General features: G+C 71.8%; 9 protein-coding genes and 1 pseudogene. 3 read left to right on the plus strand and 7 right to left on the minus strand.

What is annotated here, in order from left to right:
• Positions 1-8: 8 nt before the first annotated feature.
• From ACIBVL_RS19230 to ACIBVL_RS19245, 4 genes are all read right to left on the minus strand, one after another.
• Complete coding sequence (locus ACIBVL_RS19230) at positions 9-434, minus strand: hypothetical protein (RefSeq protein ID WP_399098364.1); 426 nt, start codon at positions 432-434, stop codon at positions 9-11.
• Positions 431-2,212, minus strand: a complete 1,782-nt coding sequence (locus ACIBVL_RS19235) for a glycosyltransferase (protein WP_399098447.1) — start codon at positions 2,210-2,212, stop codon at positions 431-433. The genes ACIBVL_RS19230 and ACIBVL_RS19235 overlap by 4 nt, the downstream gene beginning before the upstream one ends.
• Positions 2,213-2,466: 254 nt before the next feature.
• The gene (locus ACIBVL_RS19240; protein WP_399098365.1) at positions 2,467-4,941 is read right to left on the minus strand and encodes a lipopolysaccharide biosynthesis protein; all 2,475 of its coding nucleotides are present in this window, start codon (positions 4,939-4,941) and stop codon (positions 2,467-2,469) included.
• On the minus strand, positions 4,934-6,172 hold the full coding sequence (locus ACIBVL_RS19245) for a DegT/DnrJ/EryC1/StrS family aminotransferase (protein WP_399098366.1): 1,239 nt from the start codon (positions 6,170-6,172) through the stop codon (positions 4,934-4,936). The genes ACIBVL_RS19240 and ACIBVL_RS19245 overlap by 8 nt, the downstream gene beginning before the upstream one ends.
• A gap of 275 nt (positions 6,173-6,447) precedes the next feature.
• Between ACIBVL_RS19245 and fahA the strand changes: the two genes are divergently transcribed.
• The 3 genes and pseudogenes from fahA to ACIBVL_RS19260 form a co-directional block, all read left to right on the plus strand.
• A complete protein-coding gene (gene fahA / locus ACIBVL_RS19250; RefSeq protein ID WP_399098448.1) occupies positions 6,448-7,662 on the plus strand; it encodes a fumarylacetoacetase in 1,215 nt (404 codons plus the stop codon).
• A gap of 121 nt (positions 7,663-7,783) precedes the next feature.
• A complete protein-coding gene (locus ACIBVL_RS19255) occupies positions 7,784-8,722 on the plus strand; it encodes a M56 family metallopeptidase (protein ID WP_399098367.1) in 939 nt (312 codons plus the stop codon).
• Between the two features lie 12 nt (positions 8,723-8,734).
• Positions 8,735-8,852, plus strand: a pseudogene (locus tag ACIBVL_RS19260) (4Fe-4S ferredoxin); the annotation flags it as partial.
• A gap of 234 nt (positions 8,853-9,086) precedes the next feature.
• Here ACIBVL_RS19260 and recQ read toward each other — a convergent pair.
• The 3 genes from recQ to ACIBVL_RS19275 form a co-directional block, all read right to left on the minus strand.
• Positions 9,087-11,111 (minus strand): DNA helicase RecQ, encoded by a 2,025-nt coding sequence (gene recQ / locus ACIBVL_RS19265; RefSeq protein WP_399098449.1) that lies wholly within the window; start codon positions 11,109-11,111, stop codon positions 9,087-9,089.
• A gap of 200 nt (positions 11,112-11,311) precedes the next feature.
• On the minus strand, positions 11,312-12,961 hold the full coding sequence (nuoN, locus tag ACIBVL_RS19270; RefSeq protein WP_399098368.1) for an NADH-quinone oxidoreductase subunit NuoN: 1,650 nt from the start codon (positions 12,959-12,961) through the stop codon (positions 11,312-11,314).
• Positions 12,958-14,529 (minus strand): NADH-quinone oxidoreductase subunit M, encoded by a 1,572-nt coding sequence (locus ACIBVL_RS19275; RefSeq protein ID WP_399098369.1) that lies wholly within the window; start codon positions 14,527-14,529, stop codon positions 12,958-12,960. The genes nuoN and ACIBVL_RS19275 overlap by 4 nt, the downstream gene beginning before the upstream one ends.
• Between the last annotated feature and the right edge of the window lie 4 nt (positions 14,530-14,533).

The raw sequence follows: 14,533 nt of genomic DNA on the forward strand, positions 1-14,533 counted from the left end.
GAGCAGCCTCACAGAGCAGTACCCTTCCCAGTCCTCGGCGGGGAGGCGCGCAGCCGCGGGCAGAACGCGGCGATCGTGGTCAGCAGCGTCAGAGTCAGCAGGACGCGCTGCGCGCTGAAGGCGTGGGTGGCGATGAACACCGTCGCGGCGAGCAGGACGGCGGCCACGCTCAGAAAGACGATCAGCATCAGCCGCTCCAGCCGGTCGGAGTGGCGCTCGAAGGCCGGGTCCCGGCACTCGACGGGTCCCTCGGCGGGACGCGCGGCGAGCACAGGCCCGCAGATTCTGACCAGGGCCGCGCCCGGCCCGGCCGCGAGGAAGACGGCCATCGCCGCGCCCCGCAGCAGGGAACCCTCGGGCAACGCGAGCGTGGTCAGGGCCAGCCAGCCGCCGAACGGGGGCAGCATCCGCGCCATGAGCTCCCGCGGGGTCATCGGCCCCCCTCCTTCGGTTCCTTCAGCACGTAGGCGGAACCCGCGCTGTTGACCGCCACCCGTTCGAACAGCGGGGAGGCGGCGACGGACTTCTCTATGCCGTCCACCTGGGCCCCGGTGAGCAGCCCGTTCATCTCCGAGTCGGCGAACTGGCCCTGTGTGAACAGCAGGTACGCCCGCCCCGGGGACTCCACCGACGCCATGTCCCGGGCGAGGGTGGCCGCCGGGCTCCTCACGATCAGATCGACGTGATGGCGCGCGTCGTCGAGGAACCAGTAGTGGTCCACCCGCCAGTAGTCGGCGTACGCCAACGGGTAGTTGCGGTCGGCGGCGACCACGAGAGAGCCGTCGGGCGCCTGGTCGAAGACCTGCCGGACGAGGTCCACCTCGGCCGGCGGGAAGTAGCTGATGCGGTCCTTGCCGGAGTAGCTCGGCACGAACGCGAGCGTCCCGGCGAGGAGCGCGAGCAGCGGCAGCCACACGTACCGCCGGGGCACGGGCCGCACTCCGTGTGCCTCGACGGCCGCCAGGGTGCGCACCTGGGGCAGCAGGGCCGCCGCGGCGAAGAAGGCGGCGCCGGGCAGCATGAACATCAGCACCCGGAAGATCATCTCGCTGCCGTAGCTGCTCGCCGCGAACATCGGCAGCGGGGCCAGGGCGAGCAGCCCCAGCGGCAGGGCGCGATGGCGCAGCACCGGCTGGCGCAGCGCCCCGGCCGCCGCGAGCAGCAGCACCCCGCCCGACAGCAGCCGGGCCACCCAGGACGTCGTCACCGCGCCGGTACCGGTCGGGGTGGCGCCGTACCCGGTGGCGACGTTGCCCCCGACGTCGCCGATGGAGCGGAGCATGTCGGGCATGGTGGCGGACAGGAAGGGCAGTGCGGCGGTGAGGCACCAGGCCAGGAAGATCACCAGGGTGGTGATCAGCGGCACCTTGTCGCGGTAGCGGCGGGTGAGGAACAGCGCGGCCAGGGACACGACCAGCATGCCCGGGGTGAGCTGGTGCGTCACGACGACGGCCCCCACCAGCACGGTGAGCAGCACGGTCCACACCGCCTGCCGCTCGGTGCCGGCCGGCCCGCCGCCGGCGTATCGGCGCAGGACGACGGCGAGCACTCCGAGGTGCAGGGCGAAGGCGACGGACTGGGGCGAGAAGTAGTCCTGGCCCACCCAGTTGGCCACGTAGAAGAGCCAGACCGCCAGCCAGACCAGGCGCCGGTCCTCGGTGAACGTGCGGTAGATCAGCAGCAGCGGGAGCAGCAGCATCAGGCTGGAGACCAGTGGCCACCAGGCCATGAACTGCGCGGCCGAGTCCACCCCGAACAGCTTCACCAGCGTGGCCTGCGCGGCGAAGAAGCCGGGCCACTGGTCGTAGACGGCCATGTCGCCGAGCACGTCCGCGTTCTGCAGGCGGCCCGCCGTCAGCAGGTGGTCGATGACCGCGTCGTGTTTCCACGCCCACGCGTACAGCGGGGTCGGATAGATCACGGCCTGCGTGGCCCGCTCCATCACCAGCAGCCCCAGCACGTACGCCGGCGCCCAGACGGGATGCCGGCGCGGACCGCGCAGGATGAACCAGAAGCCGGCGGTGAGCAGCGCGAGACCGGCCCAGAAGGCCGGGTGCACCGCGGTGACCAGGCCGAAGTCGTCGAGGTCGGAGACGTCGGTGTGGGTCACCGCGTAGCCCCACAGGGCGAGCGCGGTGAGCAGGGCGGCGGCCGGCCACACAGTTGAGCTGTGCCAGGGGCGTGCGGGCGGCAGGTCCGAGAGGTCGGTCACGGACTCGTCCCCCGCCGAGCCGTGCGACTCCTGGGTGATCGTGGTGCCGCGGCTCGGCCCGGACGCCGACCCCGTGCCGAGCGCGAGCGTCGTGTCGGAGGCGGGCGCCGTACCCGGCGCAGGGGTCGTGCCCGGCGCGGTGGTCACGTCGGCTCCCGGGCGGCCCGGTACGGGCTCCGGTTCGGATCTCTCCCGTGGAGTGGTTGGCGGACGCACGACAGGTTCCCCCCTGGCGGTTCGGCTCTGGAGCGTGATCAGTCGCTGGTTCGGGCCCCGGATCTGCCGCTCACGGATGTCACGGACGAGCCGAGCGGGCCGGACCGGCCGGGCGACCGGGACGGACCCGACCGGCCCGGCGACCGGTAGGGACCGGACTGGCCGGGCGACCGGGTCGACGCGGGCGGCTCGTGTGACACGGGTGGGTGGTGCGGATCGTGGCCGGGCTCCGCCGACGGCTCTTCACGGTGGAGCGACAGAAGCAGGACGAGCAGGAACAGCAGCAACAGCAAGGGCGGCACGATCGGAGCGAGCGCCTCGCGCCCCACCCAGCCCCCCACGGCGGCGAGGAAGACGATCCCCCAGCGTGCCGCCCAAGGAAGCCTGCCGCCCAGGCGGGCGAGCAGCTTCCACAGCGGTACGAGACACAGCAACTGGCAGACGGGCGGCACCCAGCGCAGCAGCGGCTCGGGCCCTGACAGACCCAGCGTCTCCGCGAAGAAACCGGCCGTTTCCGTATAGAACGTCCCGCCCAGTGCCGTCGGTTCCCGCCCGAACGCCACCGGCACGGAAGACAACGCGAGGGCGACGGCGCCGAGCGCGGTCCCGGGCAGCCACGCCTCACGCCGTACGCACAGCGTCACCGCGGCGACGAACAGCACGAGCAGCGCCCCTCCGGCGGCGAGCGCCGGCCCGGGCAGCAGACGGAGCATCTCCTTCCCGCGGAGCGGCCCGGCGAGCGCACCCGTGGTGTCGCCGCCCGGCCACGGCAACTCCCGCAGCGCCGCCCCGAAACCCACCGCCGCCGCACCGAGCAGGCTCCACACCGCCGCCCGCAGCCGCCGCTGCCACCGCTCGGACCAGAACCCGTCCCCCTCGTACGCCGGAGCGGGTTCGGCCGCCCGGACCGCCTCCCCCGTGGGGGTGCCCGGCCGGTGGGGCCGGACGATCACCGCGAGGGTGTCGGCCTCCAGTGCCTCGCGCTCGTAGCCGGGACGCCCTATGAACAGCGTGACGGTGTCCTCGTCGGACGTGCCGAGTTCGTACGCGGCCCGGCGCGCCGCCCAGCTCGTGCCGTATCCGGCGGTGGCGTTGAGGCGGGCCCAGCGGGTGCCGTAGGCGGGCGGGACGGCGCGGCCGGCCGAGTCGGCCACGAGGTCGGCGGGAGCGGCGGGCGCCCCCTCGGTCTCCCGCAGCGCGGCCCGCAGCCCGACCACCGAGACCACGGCGATCAGCGTCATGCTGAGCAGCACCGCCCAGCCCGCGCCCGCGATTCCGGCCGGCGCGAACAGCATGGCCGCGCTGCCCAGCACCAGCGTGCACATGGCGCCCTGGAGGGCGGCGAGCACCCCGGTGCGGCCCTGCACCCGCAGCACCCCGATGTACAGCTCGACCACGACCCGGGGCAGCGCCCCGGCGGCCAGCAGCCGCAGCACGGTGGTGCCGTGCTCGGCGTAGTCCTCGTTGAACGGCAAGAGGATCTGCGGCGCGAACAGCACCAGCACCAGCACCACCGGCACCAGCAGCAGGATCATGCGGCGCAGCGCCCCGCGTACGCCGTCGGCGAGTTGACGAGGGTCGTGCGAGGCGTGGGCGGTGAGGGAGGAGGCCATGTTGATGGCCATGAACTCCATCGTGCCGCCGACGGTGTACGCCACGTAGAAGTAGCCGTTCTCCGCCGCGCTGAAGCGGACCGCGACCATCACCGGCAACAGGTTGATCATCGCCAGGCTGAACAGCGCGCCCAGCGAGTCCCCCGCCAGGAAGCGGCCCATCTCGCGCAGCCGGGGCGGCTCCAGGTCCCGGTCGGCGGCGGCCTGACGCGGGATCAGCCTGCGGAAGATCAGCCAGCCCAGTGGCAGCGTCGAGAACGCGATCGCCACGGCCCAGGACACGAAGATGCCGAGCACCGGCAGCGCGGTCGCGAAGACGGCCAGCAGGATCAGTTTGCCGATGGAGAACACCGCGTTGCCGATCGGCACCCACCCGGACCTGCGCAGGCCGGTGAGTACCCCGTCCTGCAGGGTGAGCAGCGCCCACGCCACACACGCCACGACGAACGCCGCCCCCGCGGCGGGCGTGCCCAGCGGCGCGTACGACGCCCCCCACAGGTCGAGCGTGAGCAGGAAGACGAAGGCGGCGATGAGGACGACCACCGAACTCGCCGCGTACGCCCGCCACACCAGTGCCCCGGTCGCCCGTCCCGCGCGCGGCACGAAGCGGACGACGGCGCCGATCATCGTCGTCGCCGTGATGCTGGCGAGCAGTCGCATCGCGGCGATCGCGGCGGACCCCTGGCCGACGGCCTCCTCCGAGTAGTAGCGGGCGGCCACCAGCCAGAATCCCAGGCCCAGCACCGCGGAGACGCCGGTGCTGAGCATCAGGAAGTAGGCGTTCTTGAACAGGGAGTCGGAGCCGCGGCTTCCGTCGGCCGGCGCCGGACAGTCCGCCTCCTTCCCTGCGGGCGGCGCCTGGCGCTGGGGCACCTGGGTCTCGGCCTGCGTCTCAGCCACGGGTCGGTCCCAGCCCTCCCGGTACCTCGGCCGGCCGCACCTTGAAGTCGTCGAGCGCCTCGACGACCTGCCGGGCCCGCAGCGGATCCACGGGCAGCGCGTGCCGTGCGAACCAGCGGGCCCCGGCCGGATCGGGCGAGGGGTCGGTGAACCGGTCCCCCGCGTAGTCGTCCAGGGGCGGGTCATAGAGGTACCCCACGACGATGCCCCGCCGCGCCAGCGCCGCCCGCGCGGCGTCCCGGTCGACCACGAACAGGGGCACCCGGAAGAGGGGCTGGACAGGCACCGGTCCCGCCTTGCCGTGCGGTCTCGCCCACGGCGTCGACAGCAGCAGTTCGGTACCGGCCCGGCAGGCGGCCAGCACCCCGTCCAGGCGGTCGAGCCTGTGCCCGATGCGCCGCAGCCGCAGCGGACCGGACCGCAGCCGGTAGTCGTGCATGTCGACCCGCACCCAGGAGTCGTGTGCGGTGAGGTCCGGCGCCGCGTCCACGGCCCCGGCCAGTTCCTCCGGGCGCAGCGGCATCCGGATCTCCTCGCGCTCCATCAGCCCGAGCAGCCGCATGGTGGCCCAGGCGGCCCGCCGCAGCCGCAGCCCGCGCACGGTCGCCTCCGCGTACGGCCGGAGCGTGTAGGCGAGTTCCGCCGTGGGCCGGCCCGGCAGCAGCAGGTCCTCGCAGGTCTTCTCCAGGGCGTCGCGCAGCCCCGGGTCGGCGAAGGACAGGAAACCCCCGGCCTTGGCACCGACATGCTTGGAAAGGCTGAAAACGGAGGCGTCCCCCCAGGCGCCGACCGGTCTCCCGCCGACCTCGCTGCCGATCGCATGGGCCCCGTCCTCGAACAACGGAATGCCCAGCGCGTCGCACTTCTCCCGCAGCCTCGGCGCGTCGTCCGGGTTGCCGTACAGATTCGTGGTGAGCACGGCGGACAGCGAGCCCCACACCTCGTCGGGCACAGCGTCGACGTCGATCGACGCGTCCAGCGGGTTCAACGGCGCCTGCACCGGCCGGAGACCGGCCGCGAGCACCACGAAGAAGATCACGTCGTCGTTGACCGGCGACATCAACACCCGGCCGCCGGGCGGACACCAGTGGCGCAAGGCCACGAACAGCCCGAATCTGCACGACGGCACGTACAAGCATTCCCGGCCGAGTCTGCCGCGCATGGTCTCTTCCAGCCGCTTCGGCCGTGAACCACGCCGCGCCGACCCGAGGCCGGCCTCCCCAATGGCCATCTGCCCCCCAGGTGTGCCATGGGAACGCCCCCTCCCCGAGGCCTTCCGGCACCCGCTCAGAGTGTCCCCTTTCGCACCGCTCCGTCAAGATTGCGGACCACCCGGGCGACGACTTCCGGTGAGCAAGCGAATGCGGAGCGCTGCCACGCGGCGGCTCGGGAAGTCTCGCCCCATGCCTGTCGCACGAGGTCGGCCGTAACGTGTGGCCCGGCTCCCCGTACCCGCGGAGCCCCTGCGAGCACGACATGGCGAGCACGAAAGAGAGGCAGTACCCGATGCCCCCCTTCGACATCCCCGAGGACGATCCCTTCGGCCCGCACAACCTTCCGTACGGCGTGTTCTCCGTCCCCGGCTCGGCGGAGCGGACCGTCGGCGTCCGGCTCGGCGAGCACGTCCTGGACGCGGGCGCGGCAGCCCGCGCGCTCGGCTCGCCGCACGCCCCCCTGCTCGCCCGGCCGACCCTCAACCCGCTGCTGGCGGCGGGCCGCACCACCTGGTCGGAGGTCCGGCGCACCTTGACGGAAGGGGTCACCTCTGCCGCTCACCGCGCCACCCTCGAACCGCTGTTCCACCCCCTGTCGTCCGTGACGCTGCACCTTCCCTTCGAGGTCGCGGACTACGTCGACTTCTACGCCTCCGAGAACCACGCCCGGAACGTCGGACAGATCTTCCGCCCCGACGCGGCCGACTCCCTCACCCCGAACTGGAAGCACCTCCCGATCGGTTACCACGGCCGGTCGGGCACGGTGATCGTCTCCGGCACGGACGTCGCACGCCCCTCGGGCCAGCGCAAGGCTCCCGCCGATCCCGCACCGGTGTTCGGTCCGTCCGTCCGCCTCGACATCGAGGCCGAGGTCGGCTTCGTGGTGGGTGTGCCGTCGGCGATGGGAGAGCCGGTGGACGCGGATGCCTTCCGGGACCATGTGTTCGGCCTCTGCCTGCTCAACGACTGGTCCGCCCGGGACATCCAGGCCTGGGAGTACGTCCCCCTCGGCCCGTTCCTCGGCAAGTCCTTCGCCACCTCGGTGTCGGCCTGGATCACCCCGCTGGAGGCACTGGAGGAGGCGCGCGTTGCCCCGCCGCAGCGCACCCATCCCCTGCTGCCCTATCTGGACGACGTGGACCGCGAACCCGGCGGCTACGACCTGCGCATCTCGATCGCGATCAACGGCCATGTGGTGTCCGAGCCCCCCTTCTCCACGATGTACTGGACCGCCGCCCAGCAACTCGCCCACATGACCGTGAACGGCGCCTCCCTGCGCACCGGCGACCTCTACGGCTCGGGAACGGTCAGCGGCCCGGCCGAGCACCAGCGCGGCTCCCTCCTCGAGCTGAGCTGGAACGGCCGCGATCCCCTGGAACTCCCCGACGGCAAGCGCACATACCTGGAGGACGGCGACGAGGTGACCCTGTCGGCGTGGGCGCCCGGTCCGGGCGGTCTGCGGGTGGGGCTCGGGGAAGTGCGGGGACGGGTGGTTCCGGGAAGCTGACCGACAAGAGCCCTGACTTCCCCGTCCGCCGCCGTCATACTGACGGCGGCGGACGGTTCGCGTCCCTGACCCCTCCGGCCGCCGATGCGCCCCCTGCGACCAGGATCCGGGAACCCGTGGCATGACCGTCTGCCTGCTGCTGCTGAGCGTCGTCGCCCTGACGGCCGCCGTGCCGGCCCCGCGTGCGCTGACCCGGGCCGAGTGGCCCGAGCGGGAGCCGGTGGTCGCCCTGTGGGTGTGGCAGTGCCTGGTCGCGACGGTCCTGCTGTGCTGCCTGACGGCACTGGTGCTCGGCGCCGCCGCCGTCTTCCACACGGTCCGTGCCCAGGTCTTCGCACCCGCGCCGCCCGCGGTGACCGAGGCGTACGACCTCTCCGCCGCCCCGCCCGGGGCGACCGCCCTCACCCTGCTGCTGGCCTGCGGCGCCGCCTGGACCAGCGCGATGTTGGTCCGCGAACTCGTCGATGCCCGCCGACGCCGCGGCCAGGCCCGCGCCCAGCTGCGCGAACGCGCCCCCGACCTGCCCGCCGGCCTGCCGTCCGCACGGGGCCCGCTGCTCGTGCTGGAGGACGAATATCCCGACGCCTGGTGGATGCCGGGCAACCCGCCGCAGCTGATCGTCACCACCGGCGCCCTGCACCGCCTGACCTCCCACCAGCTGGACGCCGTCCTCACCCATGAGCGTGGCCACGCCCACGCCCACCACGACTGGCTGCTGCACCTCTCGACCGCCCTTGCCACCGGATTCCCCCGCATTCCGCTCTTCTCCCATTTCTGCGACGAGACCCACCGCCTGGTCGAACTCGCCGCCGACGACACCGCGTCCCGCCGCTGCGGCCACCTGACCACCGCCCTGGCGCTGATCGAGCTGAACCAGCACCGGGGTGTCCTGTCCTGTGCCTCCAGCCACCGCCTCCTGGGCGAGCGCGTCGACCGTCTCCTCGAGCCGCCGCCCCGGCTGGGCCGCAGGCACCGGGCACTGACCACGGCCGTGGCCGGCCTGGTGCCCCTGCTCCCTGTGCTGATCGCGTTCGCGCCGGGCCTCAACGCACTGGCGTGACAGCGGGCCTATGTGCCCGTGACCGTCGACGAGTCGAAGCGCAGCGACGGCTGCACGCTCTGCGTGGACATGGGGTCCGCTGGACTCCCCCGCCATCGACACCGGCAACGCCTACACGCACGTCGACGAGAGTGGAGACACTCCCGCCCGAGCCGGCGCTGCGTGACGCGCTCATCGCCGCGCTCGCCGAGCCCGTCCTGTGGTTCGGCGGGCAGGGCGCGCAACGTCTCGGCGGCCGGGCCGAGCCGCAGCTCTATCCGGTCGCCGACCCCGCCGCGGGTCCAGATTGTGGTTGCCCGACTCGGACGCGGACGTCAGGGCGTACGCGGCACGGGCGTCGTGACGCTGCCCGTATGAAAGCCGCTCATATCCAGTCGTCCGGCTCCGGCTCCGACTCCATCTCGGGCCAGTGGTCGTCGTCGCCCGGCTCGGCTCTCCCGGCGCCCGGCTCTCCGTCGGCCGCCGCAGCCGGATCGGACGCCCCGCCCAGTCCGGCCAGCACCGCGATCACACCGTCGCCGTAGGTCGCGAGCTTCTTCTCGCCGACGCCGCTGATGCCGCCCAGCTGTGTGACCGATGTCGGCCAGGCGGTGACGATCTCCCTGAGGGTGGCGTCGTGGAAGATGACGTACGCCGGGACGCCCTGCTCGCGGGCCTGTTCGGCGCGCCAGGCGCGCAGGGCCTCGAAGGCGGGGAGCAGCTGCTCGGGCAGCTCGGCCGCGGCCGCCTTGGGTTTGCCCCTGCCCGAGGAGGAAGAGGAGGCCGAGCCCGACGCCTTCGCCGCCGCCGGTTTCTTCGGCTCCTTGCGCAGCGGCACCTCCCGCTCGCTGCGCAATACCGTCCCGCTGGCCTCGGTCAGCACCAGCGTGCCGTACTCGCCCTCGACCGCGAGGAGCCCCTGTGCCAGCAACTGCCGTACGACTCCCCGCCATTCGCCCTCGGAGAGCTCCTCGCCGATGCCGAACACGGACAGCTGGTCGTGGTCGAACTGGATGACCTTGCCCGTGCGCTTGCCCAGCAGGATGTCGACGATCTGCACGGCGCCGAACTTCTGCCCGCGCTCCCGCTGCAGCCGCACCACCGTGGACAGCACCTTCTGGGCGGCGATCGTGCCGTCCCAGGTCTCCGGCGGCGCGAGGCAGGTGTCGCAGTTGCCGCAGCCCGCCGGGTCCGGCTCCTGCCCGAAGTAGGCGAGGAGCTGACCGCGGCGGCACTGGGCGGTCTCGCACAGCGCCAGCATCGAGTCCAGGTGGGCGCCGGCCCGCCGCCGGAACGCCTCGTCGCCCTCGCCGGACTGGATGAGCTTGCGCTGCTGTATGACGTCGTTGAGGCCGTAGGCCATCCAGGCCGTGGACGGGAGCCCGTCACGGCCCGCGCGGCCCGTCTCCTGGTAGTAGCCCTCGATCGACTTGGGCAGGTCGAGGTGGGCGACGAAGCGGACGTCGGGTTTGTCGATGCCCATACCGAAGGCGATGGTCGCGCAGACGACCAGGCCCTCCTCCCGCAGGAAGCGGGACTGGTGTGCCGCGCGGGTGCCCGCGTCCAGACCCGCGTGGTACGGGACCGCCTCGACGCCGTTCTTCGACAGGAACTCGGCGGTCTTCTCCACGGAGTTGCGCGACAGGCAGTAGACGATGCCCGCGTCGCCCGCGTGCTCCTCGCGCAGGAAGCCCAGCAGTTGCTTCTTGGGGTCGGCCTTGGGCACGATCCGGTACTGGATGTTGGGCCGGTCGAAGCTGGCCACGAAGTGCCGGGCGGCCGGCATGTTCAGCCGCTGGGTGATCTCCTGGTGCGTGGCGCGGGTGGCCGTCGCCGTGAGGGCGATCCGCGGGACGTCCGGCCAGCGCTCGCCGAGCAGGGAGAGGGCCAGGTAGTCGGGGCGGAAGTCGTGGCCCCACTGGGACACGCAGTGCGCCTCGTCGATCGCGAAGACCGAGATCTTGCCGCGGGAGAGCAGGTCCAGTGTGGAGTCCAGGCGCAGCCGCTCCGGCGCCAGGTACAGCAGGTCCAGCTCCCCCGCCAGGAACTCGGCCTCGACCACCCGCCGCTCGTCGAAGTCCTGCGTGGAGTTCATGAACCCGGCGCGCACGCCGAGCGCCCGCAGTGCGTCCACCTGGTCCTGCATCAGCGCGATCAGCGGGGAGACGACCACTCCCGTACCGGGTCTGACCAGCGCCGGGATCTGGTAACAGAGCGACTTGCCGCCGCCGGTCGGCATGAGGACGACCGCGTCCCCGCCGGCCACCACATGCTCGATGACCGCTTCCTGCTCGCCGCGGAAGGCCTCGTACCCGAAGACCCGGTGCAGCGCGGCCAGGGCCTCGCTCTCCATCCGCTCCGGTACCCCGGTGATCCCTGTCATCTCGCCGATCCCACCCGTCCCACCCATCGCCTCGTCCCCCGTACGTCGTCCCTCGACCACTGCCTCCACGATAGGGGCCCGGACTGACAGCGCCGGAGTTATCCACAGGCTGGATCCGATGACCTTGCGTCACGGCGCGGTCGGCTCGAACGCATGACCATGAGTGTGCGAGTGGGCCCGGCCCCCTCCCAGGAGCCGGGCCCACCGCACAGGCGCCGCAGCGCGGGTCAGCGCACGAACACCCCGGCCTGGTTCGCCAGGTCCAGGAAGTACTGCGGCGCCACACCGAGCACCAGCGTGACCGCGACGCCCACGCCGATCGCCGCCATCGTCAGCGGTGACGGGACGGCGACGGTCGGGCCCTCGGGCCTCGGCTCGCTGAAGAACATCAGCACGATCACCCGGATGTAGAAGAACGCGGCGATCGCCGACGAGATCACGCCGACCACGACCAGCGGCGCGGCCCCGCCTTCGGCTGCCGCCTTGAACACGGCGAACTTCCCGGCGAACCCGGAGGTCAGCGGGATGCCGGCGAAGGCCAGCAGGAACACCGCGAACACGGCCGCCACCAGCGGCGACCGCCGGCCGAGCCCCGCCCACTTGGACAGGTGCGTGGCCTCGCCGCCGGCGTCCCGGACGAGGGTGACCACGGCGAACGCGCCGATCGTCACGAACGAGTACGCGGCCAGGTAGAAGAGCACGGAGGAGACGCCGTCGGGGGTGGTGGCGATGACACCCGCGAGGATGAATCCGGCGTGCGCGATGGACGAGTACGCCAGCAGTCGCTTGATGTCGGTCTGGGTGATCGCGACGATCGCTCCGCCCAGCATGGTGACGATCGCGACGCCCCACATGACCGGCCGCCAGTCCCAGCGCAGGCCGGGCAGGACGACGTAGAGGATGCGCAGCAGCGCGCCGAAGGCGGCCACCTTGGTCGCCGCGGCCATGAAGCCGGTGACCGGGGTGGGCGCGCCCTGGTAGACGTCCGGCGTCCACATGTGGAAGGGGATCGCGCCGACCTTGAACAGCAGGCCCATGACGATCATCGCGGCGCCGATGAGCAGCAGCGCGTCGTTGCCCATGGTGTCGGCGAGCGCCGGGTCGACGTTCTTGACGGTGCCGTCGACGACCTGCGAGACCGTCGCGTACGACACCGAGCCGGCGTACCCGTACAGCAGGGCGATACCGAAGAGGGTGAAGGCCGAGGCGAACGCGCCGAGCAGGAAGTACTTGACCGCGGCCTCCTGCGACATGAGCCGCTTGCGGCGGGCCAGGGCGCACAGCAGGTACAGCGGAAGCGAGAAGACTTCCAGGGCGATGAACAGGGTCAGCAGGTCGTTGGCCGAGGGGAAGACCAGCATGCCTGCGACCGCGAACAGCAGCAGCGGGAAGACCTCGGTGGTGGCGAAACCGGCCTTGACCGCGGCTTTCTCGCTGTCGCTGCCGGGTACCGAGGCCGCCTGGGCGGCGAAGGAGTCGACCCGGTTGCCGTGTGCCTCGGGGTCGAGACGCCGTTCGGCGAAGGTGAACAGGCCGACGAGGGCGGCCAGCAGGATCGTGCCCTGCAGGAAGAGGGCCGGTCCGTCGACCGCGATCGCGCCCATCGCCGCGATGCGGGCCTTCGTGGTGCCGTACCCGTCCGCCGCGAGGGCGACGACCGCGGCGAAGGCGGCGGTCAGGGCTACGACGGACACGAACAGTTGTGCGTAGTAGCGGTGCTTGCGTGGCACGAACGCCTCGACGAGCACTCCGACGATCGCCGCGCCCACGACGATCAGGGTGGGCGACAACTGCCCGTATTCGATCTTCGGCGCGTCGATCTCAGCGATCGGTTCGGCCGCGGTTGTCCACAGGCTGTGGACGGCTGATGCGCTCACTTGGCCGCCTCCACCTCGGGCCGGGGGTCCTTCTTGTGTACGTCCGACAGGGTCTGTTTGACCGCCGGGTTGACGATGTCCGTGACGGGCTTCGGGTAGACGCCCAGGAAGATCAGCAGCACGATCAGCGGGGCGACGACCACGAGTTCACGCGCGCGGAGATCGGGCATCGCGATGACCTCGGGCTTCACCGGGCCGGTCATCGTCCGCTGGTAGAGGACGAGGGTGTAGAGCGCGGCGAGCACGATGCCGAAGGTGGCGATGACACCGATCGCCGGGTAGCGGGCGAACGTGCCGACCAGGACCAGGAACTCGCTCACGAACGGCGCGAGTCCGGGCAGCGACAGCGTCGCCAGTCCGCCGATCAGGAAGGTGCCGGCGAGCACCGGGGCCACCTTCTGCACCCCGCCGTAGTCGGCGATGAGCCGCGAACCGCGCCGGGAGATCAGGAAGCCGGCGACCAGCATCAGGGCGGCCGTCGAGATGCCGTGGTTGACCATGTAGAGCGTCGCGCCGGACTGGCCCTGGCTGGTCATCGCGAAGATGCCCATGATGATGAAGCCGAAGTGCGAGATCGACGCGTACGCCACCAGTCGCTTGATGTCGCGCTGGCCGACGGCGAGCAGCGCCCCGTAGACGATGCTGATCAGCGCCAGTACGAGGATGGCGGGCGTCGCCCACTTGCTGGCCTCGGGGAACAACTGGAGGCAGAAGCGGAGCATCGCGAAGGTGCCCACCTTGTCGACGACCGCCGTGATGAGGACGGCGACCGGGGCGGTTGCCTCCCCCATGGCGTTGGGCAGCCAGGTGTGCAGCGGCCACAGCGGCGCCTTCACCGCGAAGGCGAAGAAGAAGCCGAGGAACAGCCAGCGTTCGGTGTTCGTCGCCATCTCCAGCGAGCCGTTGGCCCGGGCCTCGGCGATCTCCGTGAGCGAGAAGCTCCCGGCGACCACGTACAGCCCGATCACCGCGGCCAGCATGATCAGCCCGCCGACCAGGTTGTAGAGCAGGAACTTCACGGCCGCGTACGACCGCTGGGTGGACGCCGCCTCCTCGCCGTGCTCGTGGGCACGGTCCCCGAAGCCGCCGATGAGGAAGTACATCGGGATCAGCATGGCTTCGAAGAAGATGTAGAAGAGGAAGACGTCGGTGGCCTCGAAGGAGATGATCACCATCGCCTCGACGGCCAGGATCAGGGCGAAGAAGCCCTGGGTCGGCCGCCAGCGGCGGCTGCCGGTCTCCAGCGGGTCGGCGTCGTGCCAGCCCGCCAGGATGATGAACGGGATCAGCAGGGCGGTCAGCGCGATGAGCGCGACCGCGATGCCGTCCACGCCGAGTTCGTAGCGGACCCCGAAGTCCTTGATCCAGGCGTGGGACTCGGTGAGCTGGTAGCGGCTGCCGTCCGGGTCGAAGCGGACCAGGATGGTGATCGCGAGGGCGAGAGTGCCGAGCGAGACGAGCAGGGCCAGCGACTTGGCGGCGTTGCGCCGGGCGGCCGGGACGGCGGCCGTGGCCACCGCCCCGATCGCCGGAAGCGCGGCCGTCGCTGTCAGCAGAGGAAAGGACATCGGT

The sequence above is a fragment of the Streptomyces sp. NPDC049687 genome (genome assembly GCF_044465285.1).
In the GTDB taxonomy this organism is placed as follows: domain Bacteria; phylum Actinomycetota; class Actinomycetes; order Streptomycetales; family Streptomycetaceae; genus Streptomyces.